The 18,483-nt window shown below is 56.2% G+C and carries 16 protein-coding genes; 7 read left to right on the top strand and 9 right to left on the bottom strand.

What is annotated here, in order from left to right; all coding sequences use genetic code 11:
- Positions 1–84 precede the first annotated feature (84 nt).
- Positions 85–621 carry an AAA family ATPase gene (locus tag ACR0NN_RS24665; RefSeq protein ID WP_170727441.1) on the top strand — a complete coding sequence of 179 codons (537 nt, stop codon included), beginning with the start codon at positions 85–87 and terminating at the stop codon, positions 619–621.
- 152 nt (positions 622–773) lie between these two features.
- On the opposite strand, the gene ACR0NN_RS24660 is transcribed toward ACR0NN_RS24665, so the two are convergent.
- A complete protein-coding gene (locus ACR0NN_RS24660) occupies positions 774–1,253 on the bottom strand; it encodes a tyrosine-type recombinase/integrase (protein ID WP_480685815.1) in 480 nt (159 codons plus the stop codon).
- A gap of 416 nt (positions 1,254–1,669) precedes the next feature.
- Between ACR0NN_RS24660 and ACR0NN_RS24655 the strand changes: the two genes are divergently transcribed.
- The 3 genes from ACR0NN_RS24655 (at position 1,670) to ACR0NN_RS24645 (ending at position 5,641) form a co-directional block, all read left to right on the top strand.
- The gene (locus tag ACR0NN_RS24655; RefSeq protein ID WP_170727438.1) at positions 1,670–3,187 is read left to right on the top strand and encodes a hypothetical protein; all 1,518 of its coding nucleotides are present in this window, start codon (positions 1,670–1,672) and stop codon (positions 3,185–3,187) included.
- 1,190 nt (positions 3,188–4,377) lie between these two features.
- On the top strand, positions 4,378–4,590 hold the full coding sequence (locus ACR0NN_RS24650) for a hypothetical protein (RefSeq protein ID WP_170476667.1): 213 nt from the start codon (positions 4,378–4,380) through the stop codon (positions 4,588–4,590).
- 241 nt (positions 4,591–4,831) lie between these two features.
- Positions 4,832–5,641 (top strand): hypothetical protein, encoded by an 810-nt coding sequence (locus ACR0NN_RS24645; RefSeq protein ID WP_170727434.1) that lies wholly within the window; start codon positions 4,832–4,834, stop codon positions 5,639–5,641.
- 430 nt (positions 5,642–6,071) lie between these two features.
- Here the strand turns inward: ACR0NN_RS24645 and mgrA are convergent, their stop codons facing one another.
- The 8 genes from mgrA to ACR0NN_RS24605 form a co-directional block, all read right to left on the bottom strand.
- Complete coding sequence (mgrA, locus tag ACR0NN_RS24640) at positions 6,072–7,103, bottom strand: L-glyceraldehyde 3-phosphate reductase (RefSeq protein WP_480685813.1); 1,032 nt, start codon at positions 7,101–7,103, stop codon at positions 6,072–6,074.
- A 404-nt stretch (positions 7,104–7,507) separates the two neighbouring features.
- A complete protein-coding gene (locus tag ACR0NN_RS24635; RefSeq protein WP_170727430.1) occupies positions 7,508–8,902 on the bottom strand; it encodes an FGGY-family carbohydrate kinase in 1,395 nt (464 codons plus the stop codon).
- Positions 8,899–9,213, bottom strand: coding sequence for an L-rhamnose mutarotase (gene rhaM, locus ACR0NN_RS24630; RefSeq protein WP_058272415.1), 315 nt, complete (start codon positions 9,211–9,213; stop codon positions 8,899–8,901). Before rhaM ends, ACR0NN_RS24635 begins: the two co-directional genes overlap by 4 nt.
- Before the next feature lies 1 nt (position 9,214).
- The gene (locus ACR0NN_RS24625; protein ID WP_170727428.1) at positions 9,215–10,198 is read right to left on the bottom strand and encodes an ABC transporter permease; all 984 of its coding nucleotides are present in this window, start codon (positions 10,196–10,198) and stop codon (positions 9,215–9,217) included.
- Entirely contained in the window at positions 10,195–11,175 is a 981-nt protein-coding gene (locus ACR0NN_RS24620) for an ABC transporter permease (RefSeq protein WP_170727424.1), read from the bottom strand. Before ACR0NN_RS24620 ends, ACR0NN_RS24625 begins: the two co-directional genes overlap by 4 nt.
- Positions 11,172–12,713, bottom strand: a complete 1,542-nt coding sequence (locus tag ACR0NN_RS24615; RefSeq protein WP_170727421.1) for a sugar ABC transporter ATP-binding protein — start codon at positions 12,711–12,713, stop codon at positions 11,172–11,174. Before ACR0NN_RS24615 ends, ACR0NN_RS24620 begins: the two co-directional genes overlap by 4 nt.
- Before the next feature lie 77 nt (positions 12,714–12,790).
- Positions 12,791–13,789, bottom strand: coding sequence for a rhamnose ABC transporter substrate-binding protein (gene rhaS, locus ACR0NN_RS24610; protein WP_480685801.1), 999 nt, complete (start codon positions 13,787–13,789; stop codon positions 12,791–12,793).
- 49 nt (positions 13,790–13,838) lie between these two features.
- Positions 13,839–14,642 carry a DeoR/GlpR family DNA-binding transcription regulator gene (locus ACR0NN_RS24605; RefSeq protein ID WP_170624484.1) on the bottom strand — a complete coding sequence of 268 codons (804 nt, stop codon included), beginning with the start codon at positions 14,640–14,642 and terminating at the stop codon, positions 13,839–13,841.
- A 146-nt stretch (positions 14,643–14,788) separates the two neighbouring features.
- On the opposite strand from ACR0NN_RS24605, the gene ACR0NN_RS24600 reads away from it, so the two are divergent.
- From ACR0NN_RS24600 to ACR0NN_RS24590, 3 genes are read left to right on the top strand one after another with little or no spacing between them, the layout of a single operon-like run.
- Positions 14,789–16,930: a bifunctional rhamnulose-1-phosphate aldolase/short-chain dehydrogenase gene (locus ACR0NN_RS24600; RefSeq protein ID WP_170727419.1), complete on the top strand. Its 2,142-nt coding sequence runs from the start codon at positions 14,789–14,791 to the stop codon at positions 16,928–16,930.
- Between the two features lie 11 nt (positions 16,931–16,941).
- Positions 16,942–18,171 carry an L-rhamnose isomerase gene (locus ACR0NN_RS24595; RefSeq protein ID WP_170727416.1) on the top strand — a complete coding sequence of 410 codons (1,230 nt, stop codon included), beginning with the start codon at positions 16,942–16,944 and terminating at the stop codon, positions 18,169–18,171.
- Between the two features lie 16 nt (positions 18,172–18,187).
- Positions 18,188–18,382 carry a 4-Cys prefix domain-containing protein gene (locus ACR0NN_RS24590; protein ID WP_480685798.1) on the top strand — a complete coding sequence of 65 codons (195 nt, stop codon included), beginning with the start codon at positions 18,188–18,190 and terminating at the stop codon, positions 18,380–18,382.
- Positions 18,383–18,483 lie beyond the last annotated feature (101 nt).

Below are 18,483 nucleotides of genomic sequence, written 5' to 3'. Positions count from 1 at the left end.
TGGGACTAAAACCTTACCATAGCCCGAAATATCGCTGCGTTTTCAAACGTGATCAAGAATTGAATAGATTACGAGGTTTGATCCTTGAGAAATAGGTTCATCTTGCTGACGGGTTGCTCAGGTGGTGGAAAATCCACGCTTCTTGACGCTCTGAGCAAACGTGGATTTGCGACTGTATCGGAACCGGGTCGGCGTATCGTCGAGGAGGAAATTGCTGGTGACAGCAAAGCTCTGCCATGGATCGATATGGAGGCCTTCGCAATGCGCGCCGTTGAAACCGCTCAGTCTGACTTAGAGGCGGCTCAACTACATTGCGGTCCAGTGTTTTTTGACAGGGGTCTCATTGATGCGGCGGTCGCATTAGAATATTCGCGCGGACCATCGCTAGGTGAAACGATTGGCTACTACCGTGTTTACTCCGAGCCTGTATTTTTGTTTCCACCTTGGAAAGAGATTTTCGAAAGTGACGCTGTACGCAAACATGATTTTCAAGCTGCGGTAGAGGAGTATCATCGTATAGAAAGTGGGTTGAATGACCTTGGTTACGAGGTTTTGGTTTTACCAAGGGTATCCGTAAGCGAGCGGGTTGAATTCGTGCTGGATAAAATTGGAACGGCTTAGTTTGGAAGACTGCTTGGTGCGCGATTTGGTCATCAAAAAGCTCTGGGAACTGCGCGCGGGCGCCAATGTCCTCTGTGCGGGCTGCGACCGCAGCAATCCGAGACCATTCCCTATGTTGGCTCTGGGCCGCCAACGAAAGCGGCCCGTAGTATTCAGATTTCAATTGCCTCTGCTATAGCAAGTGCATCCTCGAGCTCAACGCCGAGATACCGAACGGTACTGTCCATCTTTGTATACCCAAGTAAGAGTTGCACCGCGCGCAGATTGCCCGTCTTTTTGTAAATTTGGGTGACCTTGGTCCGACGCATTGAATGTGTGCCATAAGCGCTTGCTTCCAAACCTATAGACGTTACCCAATCACGTACAATCCGACCATACTGGCGCGTTGAAATGTGCAATCGCTCATGGAAACGCCCTGGCCAAAGGTATTCGGACCCAACCATGAGCGCGTCTTCCATCCACTTCTCGACGGAGGCCCGAGTTCCCTCGGAAATTTCGAAGCGGACCGGTTTCTGAGTTTTACTTTGCAGCACCGAAGCCCGCTCCTTGATCTGACCAGAGGCCATGATGTCAACGACTTTCATCTTCACCAATGAGAAGTCATCAAGCAGCGAGACATAGCAGGCGTACATGAGGAATAGGATCACCAGCACCTCGACTGTCAGGACGACAAAGCCGCGCCACCAAATCAACCGAGGGTTTTGGATCACAATGCCAAGAATGTCCGCGTTGACGTGCAGGTTGCGGGCAGAAGCCAGAACAGCACCTGCAAAAAAGCCGATGACGGCAGCATTCGACCGCATACCCAAGGTCGAAAATGGGCCACCTCGAGGCGAGAGCAAGGCACGCTAAGGCCCTAGCTAGAGGCTTGATCTGGGCGAAAAACGGAAGCAGCATGCAACAGAAGTCGTTCTACTTGGCCGATGTCGGTTGAAAGGCCGAACCATTAACACATCATCGTAAGAAGCTATTTCCAAGCGGCAAAATCAAAGTTGGACTTTGCACAAGGAAGCGCATTCACACACACATGACTCAGGGGTGAGAATAGTTGAAAGATTTTAGCGACAAAGAAGTTAAGAAGCGCGTGAAACCGACGCTAACCGAAAGATGGTGGAAAGATGCTTGGCCGCATGAAACAGCCAGATCTCAAAGTTTTGAGAAAGTGACCAAGGCGCTTAAAGCATACAAAGAGGCGCGGCGCGGGAAGTCCCGAGGGGGATTGGCGCACGCAGTAAAGGCACTAAGGACCGAGATAACTGAAGTAATAAAGGAAGCAAATTCCACATTTCGACCCTTTAAAAAACGGAAACAGGTGATTGTTGACGAGTTGAATGAACTGAAAACTCAACTGAATTCAGAATACGACGCCATAAAACAAGCGCCGAGAAAAATGCGAGAAGTCTTTGCCTACAATTTGGCCGAAAAGGTAAATGACGAACTGGAAAAAAACAGTCACACTAAAGACGTCAGAATGCGCGGCACTGCCGTTACAGTTGAACTGATGTCGGTCATTGTCGAGGAACTAGAGGCCAAGAACTTAGCAAATAGCCTATTTGCAGAATACTCCAATGCGCTTGAAAATGCTGTCCTCAAGATAAAGACGCAAATCGCGAAGCTTTACGCAGAACACTCTGAATTGGACGCCCAAAAGAAAAAGCAAGCGGCAGCCGCAATCTTTGATCGTCACGCACAGATTCTAGACGAACAGATTCACAAGGCGCCCACCAACATCATCAAAAAACTTGGCCTGAACGCCGAGATGGAAGCCCAATACCAAAAAGAACTGAACAAGAGGCGACGGGAAATTGCGAAAACCACCGTTCTGACTGGTGCCGCCGTGGGTGCAATTGCTCTACCCGGAACGACGGCGTTTGCCGTTTATGGAGCTGCACGATCGGCTGCCAGTTTGGCGCAACAGCTTCTGGAACACAATCAAAGCATTTCTTCGGCAGCGACATCCTTGGAAGGGAACCTGAAGTACCTTGCCAAAGTGTTCGAGAAATCTGCTGGGCGTGCGGCCTCTGAAACCGGAGGTACAACCCTGAACGCTCTGGTCGGTGTGGACGTTGTACCAACCCTTGAAAAGGCGACAACCGATTACAAAAGACTGACGCTAAACGCTCAGCATGCAGGCTTCAAAGTTCAAAAGTTAACGGATCACCTGACCAAGCTTATGGACTTTGCTAAGTCGCTTGAAAAAGAAGCCAAGAAAGACGACGCAACCCAGCAAAAGCGCATCGCGTTATATGAGAAGACGATCAATACTGAGATCAAAAAGATCGTGAAACTTGCCAAAAATCTCAATGATGTTGAGCGGCGGTTGCCTGATCTGAAGGATTGCTTGTTAAAACTAGGGAAAAACAGCAAAGCGCAAATTGCCGTTAATGAGGTCGCACAGACATTAGTTGGCCTTGCGGGAATTGCCTTTGGTGGCGTTGCGGATGCGGGAATCGCTGTGGGAAATGCCGCATCCTGTGTTACTGAAGCCGAAAAAATAGCGGCCCTTGCTATCGCAACGACTGGTTTTGTCGATGAAATCGTGGACGTAGCGGCACGGAGCAACTGACCTTGTTTGTGGGAGTGCTCGTTAGAGCAAACCGCCCAAAATCCCCAGGAACCGTTCCACTTCTTTGATAAACTTAGACGCCTCCGGAAAATCGCGTCGGATTCGCCATCCGGATTGTCTATCGCACCTAGTATGGGTTGAGGCGGATGATTGCAGGACGAGCCGATCATGTTTGCAGGTCACAACAGGTAATGAACATGGGGCGGGTTGGGGCTTGTACTAGTCTCCTGGGTGGTTTGGTGCTGCTTGCAGCCAAGATCACCTCAACAGGGCTTTTCTTTGCGAGTATCATCTTCGTCGGATTGGGGAACGGAATTACCATGCCGGGAAGCGATGCCGGTTCGACTTGATCTCGTTGGAAGTGCCGCCGGACTGATGGGCGCGCTCATCGCGGCTGGTGGTGCCGTTCTGACCGCAGCGACCGGCGTTTTAGTGTCAGAGGCAAACGGCGTTTTCACACTGCTCATTTTGATGTTGGCTGCATTTGGTATGGCAGTGGCGTTCGCTGTATCGGCAACTTGGATAAGGACGAAGTATGGTTAGCAAAAAAGTAAGCGGCCATTGGCGCAGCCACAGCGAATTCACACTAAGTCCGCTTTGCCGTCATTGGAGATGTATAGACCAACAAAAAACGTCAGATGACCGGTTTGGGCCGCTACCAAAGGCTGCTGTCAAAGCGGACTGCCCGCAGTTCTGCTCCGAGCCCTCGCTGTGAATTCAATATTCTCGATACGTGCGCTTGCCGCACAAATCCTTCTGCAGGTGCGCGAATTCTCGTGCTGAAACGCGGCCTCAAAACCAGTCAGTAGAGAAAACCTTAGCACTTATCGGAAAATGGACTCACAATGCGAGCAAGGAGCTGACATTTCAGAGTTTCGGTATTCACTTGAACTGCCTCTAATCGCCAATGTCACAACAGTGCCAAAAACGCGACAGTGCATTGGCGGTTCATGTTGAGACCAAAACGTCATAGGCTGTGAAATGGGCTGCAAACGGAGGAACCAATCATTATACGAACAATCGTACTCGCGTTTGTGGCAAGCGTCATTACAAGCCCTTCTTTTGCGACGTTTCTTGTGTCCTGTGAAGCACCTGATGAGTCAGGCGTTGCGGTAGCATTTGGCTTTGGATCCGTACCCGGCCTTGCGATTGTCAGCGCGACTATCCAGGCGGATGGACAGGACTGGAGCATGACAGAGACAGAAGGTGCGCTGCCTCTTGTTTTGGCACAGGGGGCTGCGGAGAACACGCACACATTGCTGGATTTCGCCGATCCTGAGTTTGACCGCATTGTTGCATCAGTGCGGCTGATAACGGCTGTTGAAGGCGACGACCAAATCACCGTTGGCACGCTCAAGATCCCGGAGGTCGGGGTCTTTCCGCTGGTCTGCGAAGGACCATGACCCACATCTTCGCTCGAAACGTGTGGGCGGGCACAGGGAGAAAACCAATGCCCCCGACCTAGTGAATGAACATCCAGTAATAGCTTTATTTTCCGTTTTTTAGCGATCTCAGCTCACGCCTGGCCTATAGATATGAGGTTAACTCCCGGGACATGTTCAGAAGTGGCATTTTCTAGCTACATTCCAGACTAAACCAGCCCGGCAACCTTCTAATGGCCGCGCCACCGCAGGAGACAGTCGCATGATCCAAGAAATACATCGACCCGGAGATCCAGTAGCTGACATTCTCTTCAATTGGCTTCCGTTTCTTGGGATGGTTGCGCTCGGCGTAGTAGGATTGGTCATCACCGCACGGGGCTATCGGCACTATCTGAATTCGACATATTTGAAGCGAGCCGGTCGACCTGGGCAGGCGCGTGTGACCGACAAGTGGGTCAAGAAGGGTCACGTTGGTCGCGACGAACGGAATCGCACGAAACCTTCGAAACGTCACTTTTTGCGCTTCCAACTTTTGGATGACCCGCGCGCATTTTCCCTAAAAGAAGTCGCTCCGATAGACCTTTGGAACGCGGTCGAGGTCGGCGACACGGTCGACGTGCTCTATCACCCGAGGCGGCGCTTGATGCGCCTTGCTGCCTGGACGAACTACAGCGGGACAAACGCAGGTGCGGCCCAGATGGCGATTGGTGCGATCATGCTGTCAGCAGCCATCGCTTCGGTTGCAGAAGGCGCAGTCTCCGCTTTGCGAAGTCCTGAGCAGCGTATTGCTGGCGAAACATGGGTTCGTAGCAAGGCAGAAGTCTTGAACATGGGCAAGCCCGCGGATCCGTATCTGCGCATGTTTGCTCCAGGGTCCCGGATGATCCGCGTCGTGTTCGGAGAAACCCATGGCGGCGCATTCTTAGGGAATGAGCGCATTATCCGTGTGACCCCAGCAGAAATCCACACCTACGACATCGACGAAGACGCGATCCTAGTCGCCTGGATGGACCCGGAGAATGAATTCAATGCTGTTCTGGATCTTGAGCGGCGTGACACAGATTTGCGTTGATTGTTTTGAACCGAATTGTACGGCGACAAATACACTCAGATGGTGGGTTTGTCCCGGATTGTGTGATTCATCGCGGTTGCAAAGAAAGTGCAGTCTTGGTTCTCAAAAAGTCGAAGTACTGAATGACCAAATTGGCAACGCGAGCATCGACATCGCTTTGTGTCTACCGCATGTGAACACGTGCTGCGACAGCGCTCTCTGAAATTCAAAAATCTAGAAGGTCCGCGAGTCGCATGTTGATGATTTATCTGATGCTTCGTTGTCGATGGATGTCGACAATGTGGGCTGCGACCGCAGCAGTCGGATTGGCTGGTGAATGTCTCTTTTGGGCCAGTCAGTCTTGATAGTTATTTAGCCGAGCTGCAGAAGCTGCAGCCGACAATGACCTCAAGTTCCAAATGTTCTCAGGTTTTAGCAATTATAAGATTGGTCATTCTGTTTCTGACGACCTTGCCCATAGATTTATATCTTCTTCCGAACTGATTTCATCGATCTTTTTCAACTCGTCAGCACTGAAGTCGAGATTATCGATAACGCCTGCGCAATCCACGATCTGTTCGGGTCGGGACGCACCAATAAGTGCGGTCGTTACGCGCCCACCCCTGAGCACCCAGGCCAGAGCCATCTGCGCCAGAGTCTGGCCACGTGCCTCAGCCATGTCGTTCAGAGCACGGACACTTGCCAGAGATCGCTCGTTGATCATGCCATCGAGCAGCGACTTTCCTTGTGTCGCACGGCTGCCATCAGGGATATCGCGCAGGTATTTTGACGTCAGAATGCCCTGCGCCAGCGGCGTGAAAGCAATCGATCCTACCCCAAGATCATCCAGGGTATCCAGCAACCCGTCTCTCTCCACCCAACGGTTGAGCAAGTTGTAAGAAGGCTGGTGTATTAGGCAAGGCGTCCCAAGATCTTTGAGAATTTTCACTGCCTCGCGCGTGCGTTGTGAGTTGTAGCTCGAGATACCTGCGTAGAGCGCGCGACCCGACCGTACGATATGATCCAACGCGCCCATCGTCTCTTCGAGCGGGGTGTCGGGGTCAAAGCGGTGGGAATAAAAAATGTCGACGTAGTCAAGCCCCATGCGCGCAAGTGATTGGTCACAGGACGCAATCATGTACTTGCGTGACCCCCATTCTCCGTAGGGTCCCGGCCACATGTCGTAGCCTGCTTTGGAGGAAATGATCAGCTCATCCCTGTAACCCGCGAAATCCGTTTTGAGGATCTCGCCAAATGCCTCCTCGGCTGAACCGGGTGGTGGACCGTAGTTGTTCGCCAGATCAAAGTGAGTGATCCCATGATCAAACGCGGTCCGACACAATGCTCGCTTGTTTTCGTGCGTCGAGTCCGCACCGAAATTATGCCACAGGCCCAGGCTGACAACAGGAAGCTTCACACCGGAGCGCCCACATCGCCGATAAACCATTCGCTCATAGCGGTTCGGCTCCGGGGTGTAAGGAATGGGTTTTGGCTTTGGCGGTCGTTGAGCTTTGGTCATGTGCACATAATCAATGGAATGTTGGGCCTGTCAAATGGATCAACTCCGGTAAGTTCGACACGAGTTTCTGCGCGTCCTAGAGGGGTGCTTATGGTTAGTCTTACTCCAGCACCAATGTCTTACGATTTGATCGAAGCATTCGGTACAGTCGCATAGACGCAGCGAAAGTCCGCAAAGCGGGCTGCAACCGCAGCATCAATATGGCGGGTTGGATGTCGGCTCTGGGCCGCCCTCGGTGGCAGTAAGACATGGGGCTAGGGGCTTGCCGCACCTGCTCCGATGTCGGCATCGAGCCCATTCCGTTCAGTTTCACGCTGGTCCCCAATGTCTGCAATCGGAGTTCCGTGCAGGTCGTTGGGGTATCCTATCTATGGGCGTGGTTCCAGGCTTGCTTTTGCGGCTCTGTGCCAACTGTTCGCGTAACGTTGGTAGCTCACGTCGGTCTTGTGAAAATAGGTTTCAACGTCGAAGGTCGCGCGCTCGGGGAGTGTGCCTGTTGCCAAGAGGGCGGCCCCCTGGCTCGTCCCTGTTGCGGTGGCGGTCGCGTCGACCCTGCAGTTTGTCGCCGCGGCGAGCATACTGGCGAAGCCTTTGTTCCTGGCAAATGGACCTTCGACGATAATGGGGCCCTTGTGTCCGGTCAGCAACAGGCATTCCGCGGTCATCAATCCGAGGTAAAAACTCACCGTCGCCGCGCGTTCCTGGGTTCCGGGCAAGGGCTCTGACCCCATCCAGCTGTGTTTTTGCCCCTGAAACGGTCCGCTGTCCGGAACCATTGCGGGCAAGAGCATGGGGCCGTCTTTCGCGACTAGGTCAAGGAATTGCTCTGCACATTGGGTGGTTTGACCGTTCATCGCCAACTCGAACTCGCGTCCCCCCATGAAACGGGCGGAGGGTACCGGGGCACCCAGTGCGTTGACGTTAAGAAGCGTGTCACGCGAAGGTTCCAGTGTTACTTCTTCGCCGCCGATGGTCATGGCAATGACCCATGTCCCGGTCGAAACGACGGAAAACGGCCCGGTTCGGGTCAGTACATGAGGCAAAAGCGATGCGTTTGAATCGTGGATGCCGCAGTGCACCGGCGTGTCAAAGCGCAGGCCGGTTTGCGATGCGACCTCCGGCAACACGGGTCCGAGAACCTCCGCAGATTTGCGCGCGGGCGCCATTTTTTCAGATATGCCCAACCGTTCAACCAACGAAGAAAAGTGCGCCTTGGACGGATTCCACAGATCCGTGTGACAACCAAGGGACGACATGTCGCTGGCCGGCACTCCTGTCAGGCGATGTCCCCAGTACTGCGGATAGGTGACAATGGTGGCGGTACGTTCGCGAAGCGCGGGGTACTGCTCAAATTGCCAATGCAACTGCGCGCCCAGGTTCAGACCCATCGGCAACCTTGGCGATCCGGTTTCCTCAAAAGGCGGGCGGATGGCGTCGTAGGCCGCGGCCAGATCATCAGGGCCTGTGTGCTCATAGTCGAGGATCGGGGCAGCAAGCGCGCCGTCTGGCGCGATCAGGGCGCAAGACGCCCCGTGGGTCGTGATGGAAATGGCATCTACGCCGTGCGCCTTCTGACACTGCTCCAACCCGTCCAGAAGGAAGCGCCAGATCGCCTCAACATCGAAGTGCGGATAGGGTGGAGCGGCGAGAACGATGTTAGGCCGGGTCAGCACTTCCACTTCGGACATGTCAGTCGCATCGACCAGCGCAAGCTTGGCGTTGGTCTTGCCGATGTCGATGACGGCGACGTGTCGGGGGGTCATGGCATGTGGAAGACGGGCGTCAGCGGCACCGCCACCGGTTCGTTGTCGGGCTTGGTTTCCATGATGTCCGCCATATGCGCCCACCATCGCTGCATGATTTCGTTGCGAGGCAAGGCATCCATTTTGTGGTCGTCGGTGCGCCAAAGGACGCCAAAAAGAATGTTCGTTTCTTCGTCCAGATGGATCGAATAGTCAGACACGCCCGCGTCTTTCAGCAGCGTGGCAAGCTCTGGCCAAATCTCATCGTGGCGCTTTTCGTATTCATCCCTACAGCCCGGGTTGAGCTTCATCTTGAAGGCGTATTTTTCCATGTTAGCCCCTCCACATCGACCAGAGCCGGGGCAGCGCGATGACCGAGATCAGCAACGCCCCGATAACAATCGACATCACGATACCGGGCACGTTCAGCAAGCCAAGTCCGAAAGTCACAAGTCCCATGACAAAGGCCGCGATCACTACGCCAGGGATGGAGCCGGAGCCGCCGAGGATGTTGACCCCGCCAAGGACGACCATGGTCACGATCTCAAGTTCCCACCCGAAGGCAATGGAGGGTCGGGTCGAGCCGAGGCGGGATGTCAGGCAGACGGCGGCGACCCCGGACATCAGTCCCGTCAGCAGGAACAGGGTGAACTTCACCCGGCCCACCCGAATGCCCGAAAACAGCGCCCCGGTGGCATTGTTTCCAATGGCATAGACCGCGCGGCCGAAATTGGTCATGTGCAGGATGACCGCGTAGATCACCGCAATGATGGCGAAAAGGACGAATTCGAAGGAAATCACCCACCAGACATAGCCCTGCCCGAAGAAGGCGAAATCGGCTGGATAGCCCTTGTAGACCTGATCGCCCAACACGATGAAACTGATCCCGCGAAAAAGGCTCATCGTGCCGATGGTGACGACGATGGATGGCAGGCCAAGGCCGGTGACGAGGAAACCGTTGACCGCCCCACAGGCCAGACCGACGGCCAGACCAATCAGGACCAGCCCTTCTGTCCCGACACCCGCCTGCACGGCGGCGCCCATGGCTGTCGAGGCCAGTGCGATGATCGCGGCGACGCTGAGGTCGATTTCGCCAGAGATGATAAGCAGGGCCATGGCAAAGGCGATCATCGCCTTTTCGGTGAAGTTGAAGGTCGCGTCGGAGAGGTTCCAGGCATTCAGGAAATAGGGTGAGGCGAAACTGTTGGCGATGAAGATGCCGATTGCGACCAGCATCAGCAGGCTTTCCCAGCTTTTTAGGTTCCGCTCCAGCGGCGAGCGCAGGCGATCGGGGATCGAGCGTGCCGTCGTGGTCATGTCGCGTGCTCCGCGCGTTTTAGGATGACGCGGCCCTTCGTCCGGTTGGCCTGGGCGTTTAGAACAACCGCGATGATGATCGCACCGCCCGAGATGGCCATCTGCCAGAAGGGAGAGATGTTCACGACCGGCAGGGCATTGGCAATGATGCCGAGGAACAGCGCGCCCAGCAGCGCGCCGGGGACCGAACCGATGCCACCCATGATCGACACGCCGCCAATGACGCAGGCCGCCACGACGGTCAATTCAAACCCCCCAGCAACATCGACATAAGCAACCGCGAAGCGAGAGACCCAGAGGTAGCCGGTCAGACCGGCCAGCGCGCCAGAGATAGTGAAGGCCCAGAACTGGGTCTGGCCCACGTTGATCCCGGCATAGGTCGCCGCTTGGGGGTTGCCCCCGGCAGCGTAGAAGGCGCGGCCCAGGGTGGTGCGGGTCATGACGATGGTGAAAAGGATCACCGCCGCGATGGCAAACCAGCTTAGCACTGGAAGGCCAAGAAGCTCGGTGCGCGGGAATGCCTTGAAAGTGTCGCTCATCTCGTGGCTGTTGACCCATTTGCCCTCGGTCAGAAGGAAGATGGTTCCCCGGAAGATGGTCATGGTGCCAAGCGTTACCACGATAGGCGGGATTTCCAGTTTCCACACAAGGATACCGTTGAACATTCCAAGGCACGCCCCGAACCCGGTGGCCACGGCCAGCGTTACGATAATCGGCAGACCTGGTGCCGAGATATTGATCAGGGATACGACCATGCCGGTCAGCGCGAGGTTGGCGGCGACCGAGAGGTCGATGCACTTAGTCAAGATCACGATCATCTGGCCGATGGCCAGCAGGATCAGCGGCGAGGTGTCGTTGAAGACGGCAGCCAGGTTCGACAGCGTGATGAACGCCGGGAAACGGCTTGAGATGATGCCAAGCACCAATGCGATGGCGACCAGCAGCAAAAGTTCGCGGGAGGCGAGGATACGTTTCATTGCGCGGCCTCCCTGATCCCTGCGGCGTGGCTGACAAGCGTTTCGGGCGTGATCTGGTCGCGGGCCAGTTCCGCCACTATGCGCCCCTCGCGCATGACGATCACTCGATCCGACATGCCCACGATCTCGGGGATTTCGGAACTGACCATGATGACGGCGAGCCCTTGCGCGGCAAGCTCCGCCATGAATTCATGCACGGCGGCCTTGGACCCGATGTCGATGCCCTTGGTGGGTTCGTCCAGGATGATGACCTTGGGCTGGGTGGCGAGCCACTTGGCGATCACGACCTTCTGCTGGTTGCCGCCCGACAGGTTGCCGACATCGGTGTCCAGCGAAGCGGCGCGCAGGTCGAGACGTTCGGTATACTCCCGTGCCAGCTTGAATTCCTCGGCCAGCCTGATGAACCCCTTGCGCGAGGTGCGAGCGAGTGACGGCAGCGTCACGTTCTGAAAAATCGGCAACGCGCCTATTGTGCCTTGTTTGCCCCGGTCCTCCGGGACATAGACGATGCCACTTGCGACCGCGTCGGCGGGCGATGCAATCGAAACCGGTGCCCCGTCGATCCTCACGGTTCCGCCCGAGAGGCGGGTGATCCCGAAAAGGGCCTGCATGAATTCGGACCGACCTGCGCCGACCAGCCCGTAGAACCCGAGGATTTCGCCGCGCCTGAGCGTGAAACCGATGTCCGCGAATTCGGTCGGGTGGTCGTACCCCGCGACTTCGAGGATATCGTGTCCGACGTTGTGGTCGCGTTCGGGGAAAATCTGACTGACGTCGCGGCCCACCATAAGCTTGACCAGTTCCGGCTCGCTGACATCTACAATCGCCCCTTCGCCGACCATCTGGCCGTCGCGATAGACGGTGTAGAAATCAGCGATGCGGAATATCTCGTCAAACTTGTGGCTAATGAAGAGGATCGCCTTGCCTTGCGCCTTCAGGCTTTCGACAAGTTCGTAAAGCTCTACGATTTCCTTCTGGCTGAGGGCTGCGGTCGGTTCGTCCATGATCACAACGCGCGCGTCGATCGACAGCGCCCGGGAAATGGCAACCAGGTGCTTGTTCGCGGTTCCAAGGTCCTTGAGCATCGCGCCCGGATCAATCTTGGCCCCGATTCCATCCAGAATCTCGCGCGCGCGGGTCGCCATGGCGGTTTTGTCGATCAGGCCAAATCGCCCCTTTGGCGCATGGCCGAGAAATATGTTTTCCGCCACCGTCAGTTCGTCGAAAAGGACGGTTTCCTGATGGATGGCGGTCACGCCAGCAGTTTCGGCGGATTGCGGTGTCGGGAAACTGAGAGCCTCGCCATCGATCCGGATGTCACCCTCGTCGGGTTGATAAATGCCCGTCAGAACCTTCACCACGGTAGACTTGCCAGCACCGTTTTCGCCCACCAATGCCGTGACCTTGCCCGGGTAGAGGTTTAGCGAAACATCTGAAAGGGCCCGCACGCCGGGAAATGTCTTGGTCACGCCGGACAGGCTCAGAAGCGGTGTAGGGGCGGCGGCGTTCGACACGTCTGGTCTCAATTCCAACTGCATGGACGGTGTTTCTGGATGTGGGAAGAATGGGGTGTCGGGGCGTGGGTCATCGCACACGCCCAGACACGTCGTTCAGATTAGAAGATCGACTTGAACTGTTCGATGTTCGAGCTGTCGTAGGTGAACGGATCAGCCATGGCTGCCGAGCCGGTGTCATCCAGCGTCACCGAGCCCATGCGGCCCATCGGGATTTCGGCACCGGCACCGGTTTCAGCACCGTTGGCGATTGCGTGCGCAAGCATGGTGGCCGAGTAGCCAAGGTCAATCGGGTTCCAGATTGCGAAGCTCTTGGTTGCACCGCTATCAACACAGCCTGCCATCTCGGACGGGAGGCCCAGACCGGTCACGTTGATCTCACCGATCTTGCCCGCGTCGGTCACCGCCTGGCAGGACGCCAGGATGCCAACGGTCGTTGGCGCGATGATCGCCTTCAGGTTAGGGTAGGATGCCATGAGGCCCTGTGCTTCTCGGTAGGATTTGTCGCTGAGGTCGTCGCCATAGACGGTGGCCACCAGATCTACGCCGTCATAGTTCGGAAGAACCTCTTTCGCGGCCTCGATCCAGGCGTTCTGGTTGGTTGCCGTGGCCGACGCCGACAGTATCGCGACTTCACCACCATCCGGCATGTGATCCGCGGCAAGCTTGATGATCGTATTGCCGATCAGCGGGGTCGAGGATGGGTTCAGGTGCATTTGGCGTCCGCCTTCAGCCACACCCGAGTCCCAGGAAATCACGGTGATACCGCGGTCCATCGCGCGTTTCAGCGCTGGCACAAGTGCATCGGGGTCGTTTGCCGAAATCGCGATGGCGTCGACACCCTGCGCGATCAGGGAGTTGATAACCTCGATCTGACCTTCCGCAGTGGTGTCGGTCGGGCCGGTGTAGATGATCTCGACATTGCCAAGCTCTCCGGCAGCCTCTTCAGCGCCTTCGGCGGCCGCTTCAAAGAAGCCGATCCCAAGCGCTTTTACGACCAGAGCGATGCGCATGTTGTCCTGCGCCATCGCCGTGGTGCCAAACATACCGGCAGCAAGGCTCATCCCTGCGACAATTGATGTGAAAGTACGACGCTTCATGATAGTTCCTCCCAGAAAGTCATGTTTGGGTCTCGGGTTTCGGAGGCGGTCAAGAGGCCACCTCGTTTTCTTGACCGCTGCCCGACTGGGCAACGATCAGATTCACATCGGCAGCCTCAAGCATGGCCGCCGCCTTGTCAGGAATTCCTTCGTCGGTGATCACGGTCGTGATCCGGTCCAACTGGCAAAGCACCAGGCTGGAGCGCTGCGCGAATTTCGAACTGTCGACCAGAACGATAAGCTCATCCGCCTGTCCGATCAGTTTCTGTTCTGCCTGGATCAAAAGCGGATCGGCCTCCATCAGGCCGATGGGGCCCAGCCCCTGCGCCCCCATGAACATGCGCTTTGCATAGAAGTTGCGGGTCACGTCGTTGTCAAAGGGCGACAGGATTATGTTCTGTTCCCGGTAGATCGCGCCGCCTGACAACATGATCGTGTTCTTCGAATGCTTCAGCAGGTGCTCAGCAATCGGGAACGAATTGGTAAAGACCTGCATCCTGCGGTTGGCCAGCGGATGCACCATCTGAAAGGTCGTTGTGCCCCCGTTGATGATGATGCTGTCACCTTCGCTACACATCTCAACCGCCGCGCGCGCAATCGCCTGCTTCGCTGCGATATTCATGGTTTCGTTGACGACGAACGGACGGCCCGCCAGCCCGGCGAACTGAGGTGGCGTTATCGCCTCAGCCCCGCCTCTGACACGGCGTACCTTCTGTTTCATGTGAAGTGTTGAAATGTCGCGCCGGATGGTGGCTTCGGACACGCCGGTCAAGGTGCACAGGTCCCCAACCGTCACGACGGGGCGATCCTGCACCGCAGAAATGATGATCCTATGGCGTTCTTTTTCGTGCAAAGCCACCTCCCATTCACTCCACGCTGCGCAGATTCGCCGCAGCTGTCAATCATTTTCGATCACTTTCAATCATTCTGCATTGCAGAATGACTGATTGTGATTGTTTTTGATTGACATAACGATGCACACTACTAAGCCTAAATGCGATGGTGCAGTACCGACCGCTGCATCGTGAGGAGGGCAGAACGTTGAAATCCATCGAAAATCAGCTTCTTGAGAACCGCTGGGATGACGCTGTGGCAGGTGGTATGTCCGAATCGGAACTGCTTCTCTATCGCTCCAACACGCTGGGATCGGATAAGCGCGTCACGAACTATGGCGGTGGCAATACCTCTGCGAAGGTCATGGAAACTGACCCACTGTCCGGCAAAGAGGTCGAGGTGCTCTGGGTCAAGGGTTCCGGCGGTGATATCGGGTCCATGAAACTTGACGGCTTTTCCACGCTATACATGGACAAGCTGAACGCGCTGAAGGGGCTTTATCGCGGGGTCGAGTTTGAAGATGAAATGGTCGGCTATCTGCCCCACTGCACCTTCAAACTGAACCCGCGCGCGGCCTCAATTGACACGCCCTTGCACGCATATGTGCCGCGCAAACATGTCGATCACGTCCACGCCGACGCGATTATTGCGATCGCAGCGTCGAAGAATTCGAAGGAGCTGACCCAGGAAATTTTCGGTGACCGGATCGGTTGGCTGCCGTGGAAACGGCCAGGGTATGAACTGGGCCTGTGGCTTGAAAAGTTCTGCCTGGAAAACCCGGATGCCGATGGCGTTGTCCTTGAAAGCCACGGATTGTTCACATGGGCTGACACGGCGAAAGACTGCTATTACTGCACCATCGACGTGATCAACGTCGCGACCAAGTGGTTGGCCGAAAAGACCGCCGATGTTCCGGCCTTTGGCGGAGCGGTCCACCAGAGCCTCGCCCGGGAAGTTAGGCGGGCCGTTGCCGCCCGGCTGATGCCCGCGATCCGTGGCTTTGTCAGTGGCAACCAGCACATGGTCGGGCATTTCAACGACAGCGACTCGGTGCTTGAGTTCGTGAATTCTAAGGACATGGAGGCGCTGGCGGCCCTTGGTACGTCCTGCCCCGACCATTTCCTGCGCACTAAGATCCGCCCTTTGGTCGTCGGCTTCGACCCGGCCCAGAACAACATGGACGCAGTGCTTGAAGGCCTGCCCGCGCAAGTCGCGGCCTATCGTGAGGACTACACGGCCTACTACAACCGTTGCAAACACGATAACTCGCCTGCGCTTAGGGACCCCAACGCGGTTGTCTACCTGATCCCTGGGGTCGGCATGGTCACTTTTGCCAAGGACAAGGGCACGGCCCGAATTTCCGGCGAATTCTACGTCAACGCGATCAATGTTATGCGCGGGGCAAGTGCCGTCAGCGAATACTGCGGCCTGCCAGAGCAGGAAGCTTTTGACATTGAATACTGGCTGTTGGAAGAAGCCAAGTTGCAGCGTATGCCGAAACCAAAATCGCTGGCTGGTCGCGTCGCGCTGGTCACCGGCGGCGCCGGTGGCATAGGGTCGGCGACGGCAGAACGTTACCTGTCCGAGGGCGCCTGTGTCATGCTGGCCGACATCAATCCCGAAAGCCTCACCGCGACGGAAGGGGTCCTGACCCAGCAGTTCGGCAAGGACGTCGTGTGCACCGTTCTGATGGACGTCACGGATGAAATTGCCGTGGCCCACGCGTTGGCTGAAACATCCGTCGAATTTGGCGGCATCGACATCCTTGTCTCGAACGCCGGGATCGCATCCTCTGCCCCGGTTGAGGAAACATCCCTCGACCTTTGGAACAAGAACATGGACATCTTGTCCACGGGGTATTTCCTCGTCAGCCGGGAAACTTTCAAGATCATGCGGGTGCAGGACATGGGCGGATCTATCGTTTTCGTGGCCTCGAAAAACGGGCTTGCCGCCTCGCCCAATGCCTCGGCCTATTGCACGGCGAAGGCCTCGGAAATCCACTTGGCCCGTTGCCTTGCGCTGGAAGGCGCTGAGGTCGGGATCAGGGTCAACGTTGTGAACCCGGATGCGGTGTTGCGGGGTTCCAAGATCTGGGAGGGCGATTGGCTGGATCAGCGGGCTTCGACCTACGGCACGGATAAGGAGGGGCTGGAAGAGATGTACCGCAACCGATCCATGCTGAAACGCTCAGTCCTGCCAGAAGATATCGCTGAGGCCTGTTATTTCTTCGCCGCCGAGACGTCGGCCAAATCCACGGGCAACATTCTGAACGTTGATGCAGGTAACGTTCAGGCCTTCACGCGATAGGGAGACGGTGTATGGGTTATGAGAGCGCCAAAGCGCAATTCGCTGACTGGGGCGTCGACACTGACGCTGCGATCAAGGCTCTGAAAGACATCCCGATTTCCATTCACTGTTGGCAAGGCGATGACGTAGTCGGGTTCGAAAACCAGACCGGCACCTCAGGCGGGGGCATTCAGGCAACCGGAAACCATCCGGGCCGAGCCCGCAATCCCGACGAACTGCGGGCGGATCTTGAGTTTGCCTATGCAAAAATCCCCGGGTCACATCGGTTGAACCTGCACGCGATGTACATGGACACAGACGATACCCCGGACCGGGATGAGATCGAGTACCGCCATTTCGCGCGATGGGTCGACTGGGCCAAAGGCATCGGCATCGGGCTGGATTTCAACCCGACCTTCTTTGCCCATAAAAAGGCCGACGACAACCTGACGTTGGCGCACCCCGACAAGGGCATCAGGGACTTTTGGATCGAACATGGGAAACGCACGCGGGACATTGCGGCGCAGATGGGAGCCGCGCTTGGTTCATCCTGCATCAACAACATTTGGGTTCCGGATGGGTTCAAGGACCTTCCTATCGACCGTATGGCGGCAAGGGCCCGGCTTGAGGCCTCGCTCGACACCATGCTGGCCGAGCCGAAATCGGATATGCTGGATGCGGTCGAATCCAAGCTTTTTGGCATCGGGGTCGAGGCCTGCACGGTGGGCAGCCATGAGTTCTACATGGGCTATGCGATCCGCAACAAGACACTGCTGTGCCTCGACATGGGGCACTTCCACCCGACCGAGAATATCGCCGACAAACTGAGCGCCGTGGCCCTGTCTCTGGATGAGCTTCTGCTGCACGTGTCGCGCCCTATGCGTTGGGACAGCGACCATGTAATCATGCTGAACGATGACATCCTGGCGATGGCACATGAACTGGTCAGCGGCGATCTGTTGGGCAAGACCCATATCGGACTTGATTTCTTCGACGCAACGATCAGTCGCACTGCCGCTTGGGTGATTGGCACGCGCAACATGCAAAAGGCGCTTCTGCAGGCGCTTCTGAAGCCCTGGGATCGTTTGCGAGCAGCGGAGGACGTGCTGGATTTCACAAGCCGGTTTGTTGTGACAGAGGAACTGAAGGACCTACCCTACGGAGCGGTGTGGTCTGAATTTTGCGCCAGAAACGGCGCGCCTACAGGTAATGAGCTGATCACTGAGCTTGACACCTATCAGGCCTCTGTAGCGGGGCGCTGAGGCACGGTCCAATTTTATGGAAAGTCTCCGTTTGGACAATCTATGTTGGAAAGAAGGCCAAGATTGCATTCGAAAGAAAGCGGTCGTCGCGCCGGTGACCATTGAGCGGCCGCATTGTCCGCATCCTGTGAATTCGCAGACGTCGAGATTTTGCATTTGCAGCGAATGTCCGGAAAGCGGGCCGCGCCGCAGCAGGTCGACCAGTCGGTGAATGTCCGGAATGGGCCGAGTAGTTCACGGAAGAAGCGGTAGGGACCCATACTGCGGGTCTTCCGAGGTCTGCTAGTTGCCCTTGAGTACTTCACCAATCAA

The organism is Ruegeria sp. BA2 (assembly GCF_056539605.1).
The sequence above is the reverse complement of the archived record's forward strand: the minus strand, read 5'-3'. Positions and strand labels throughout refer to the sequence as shown.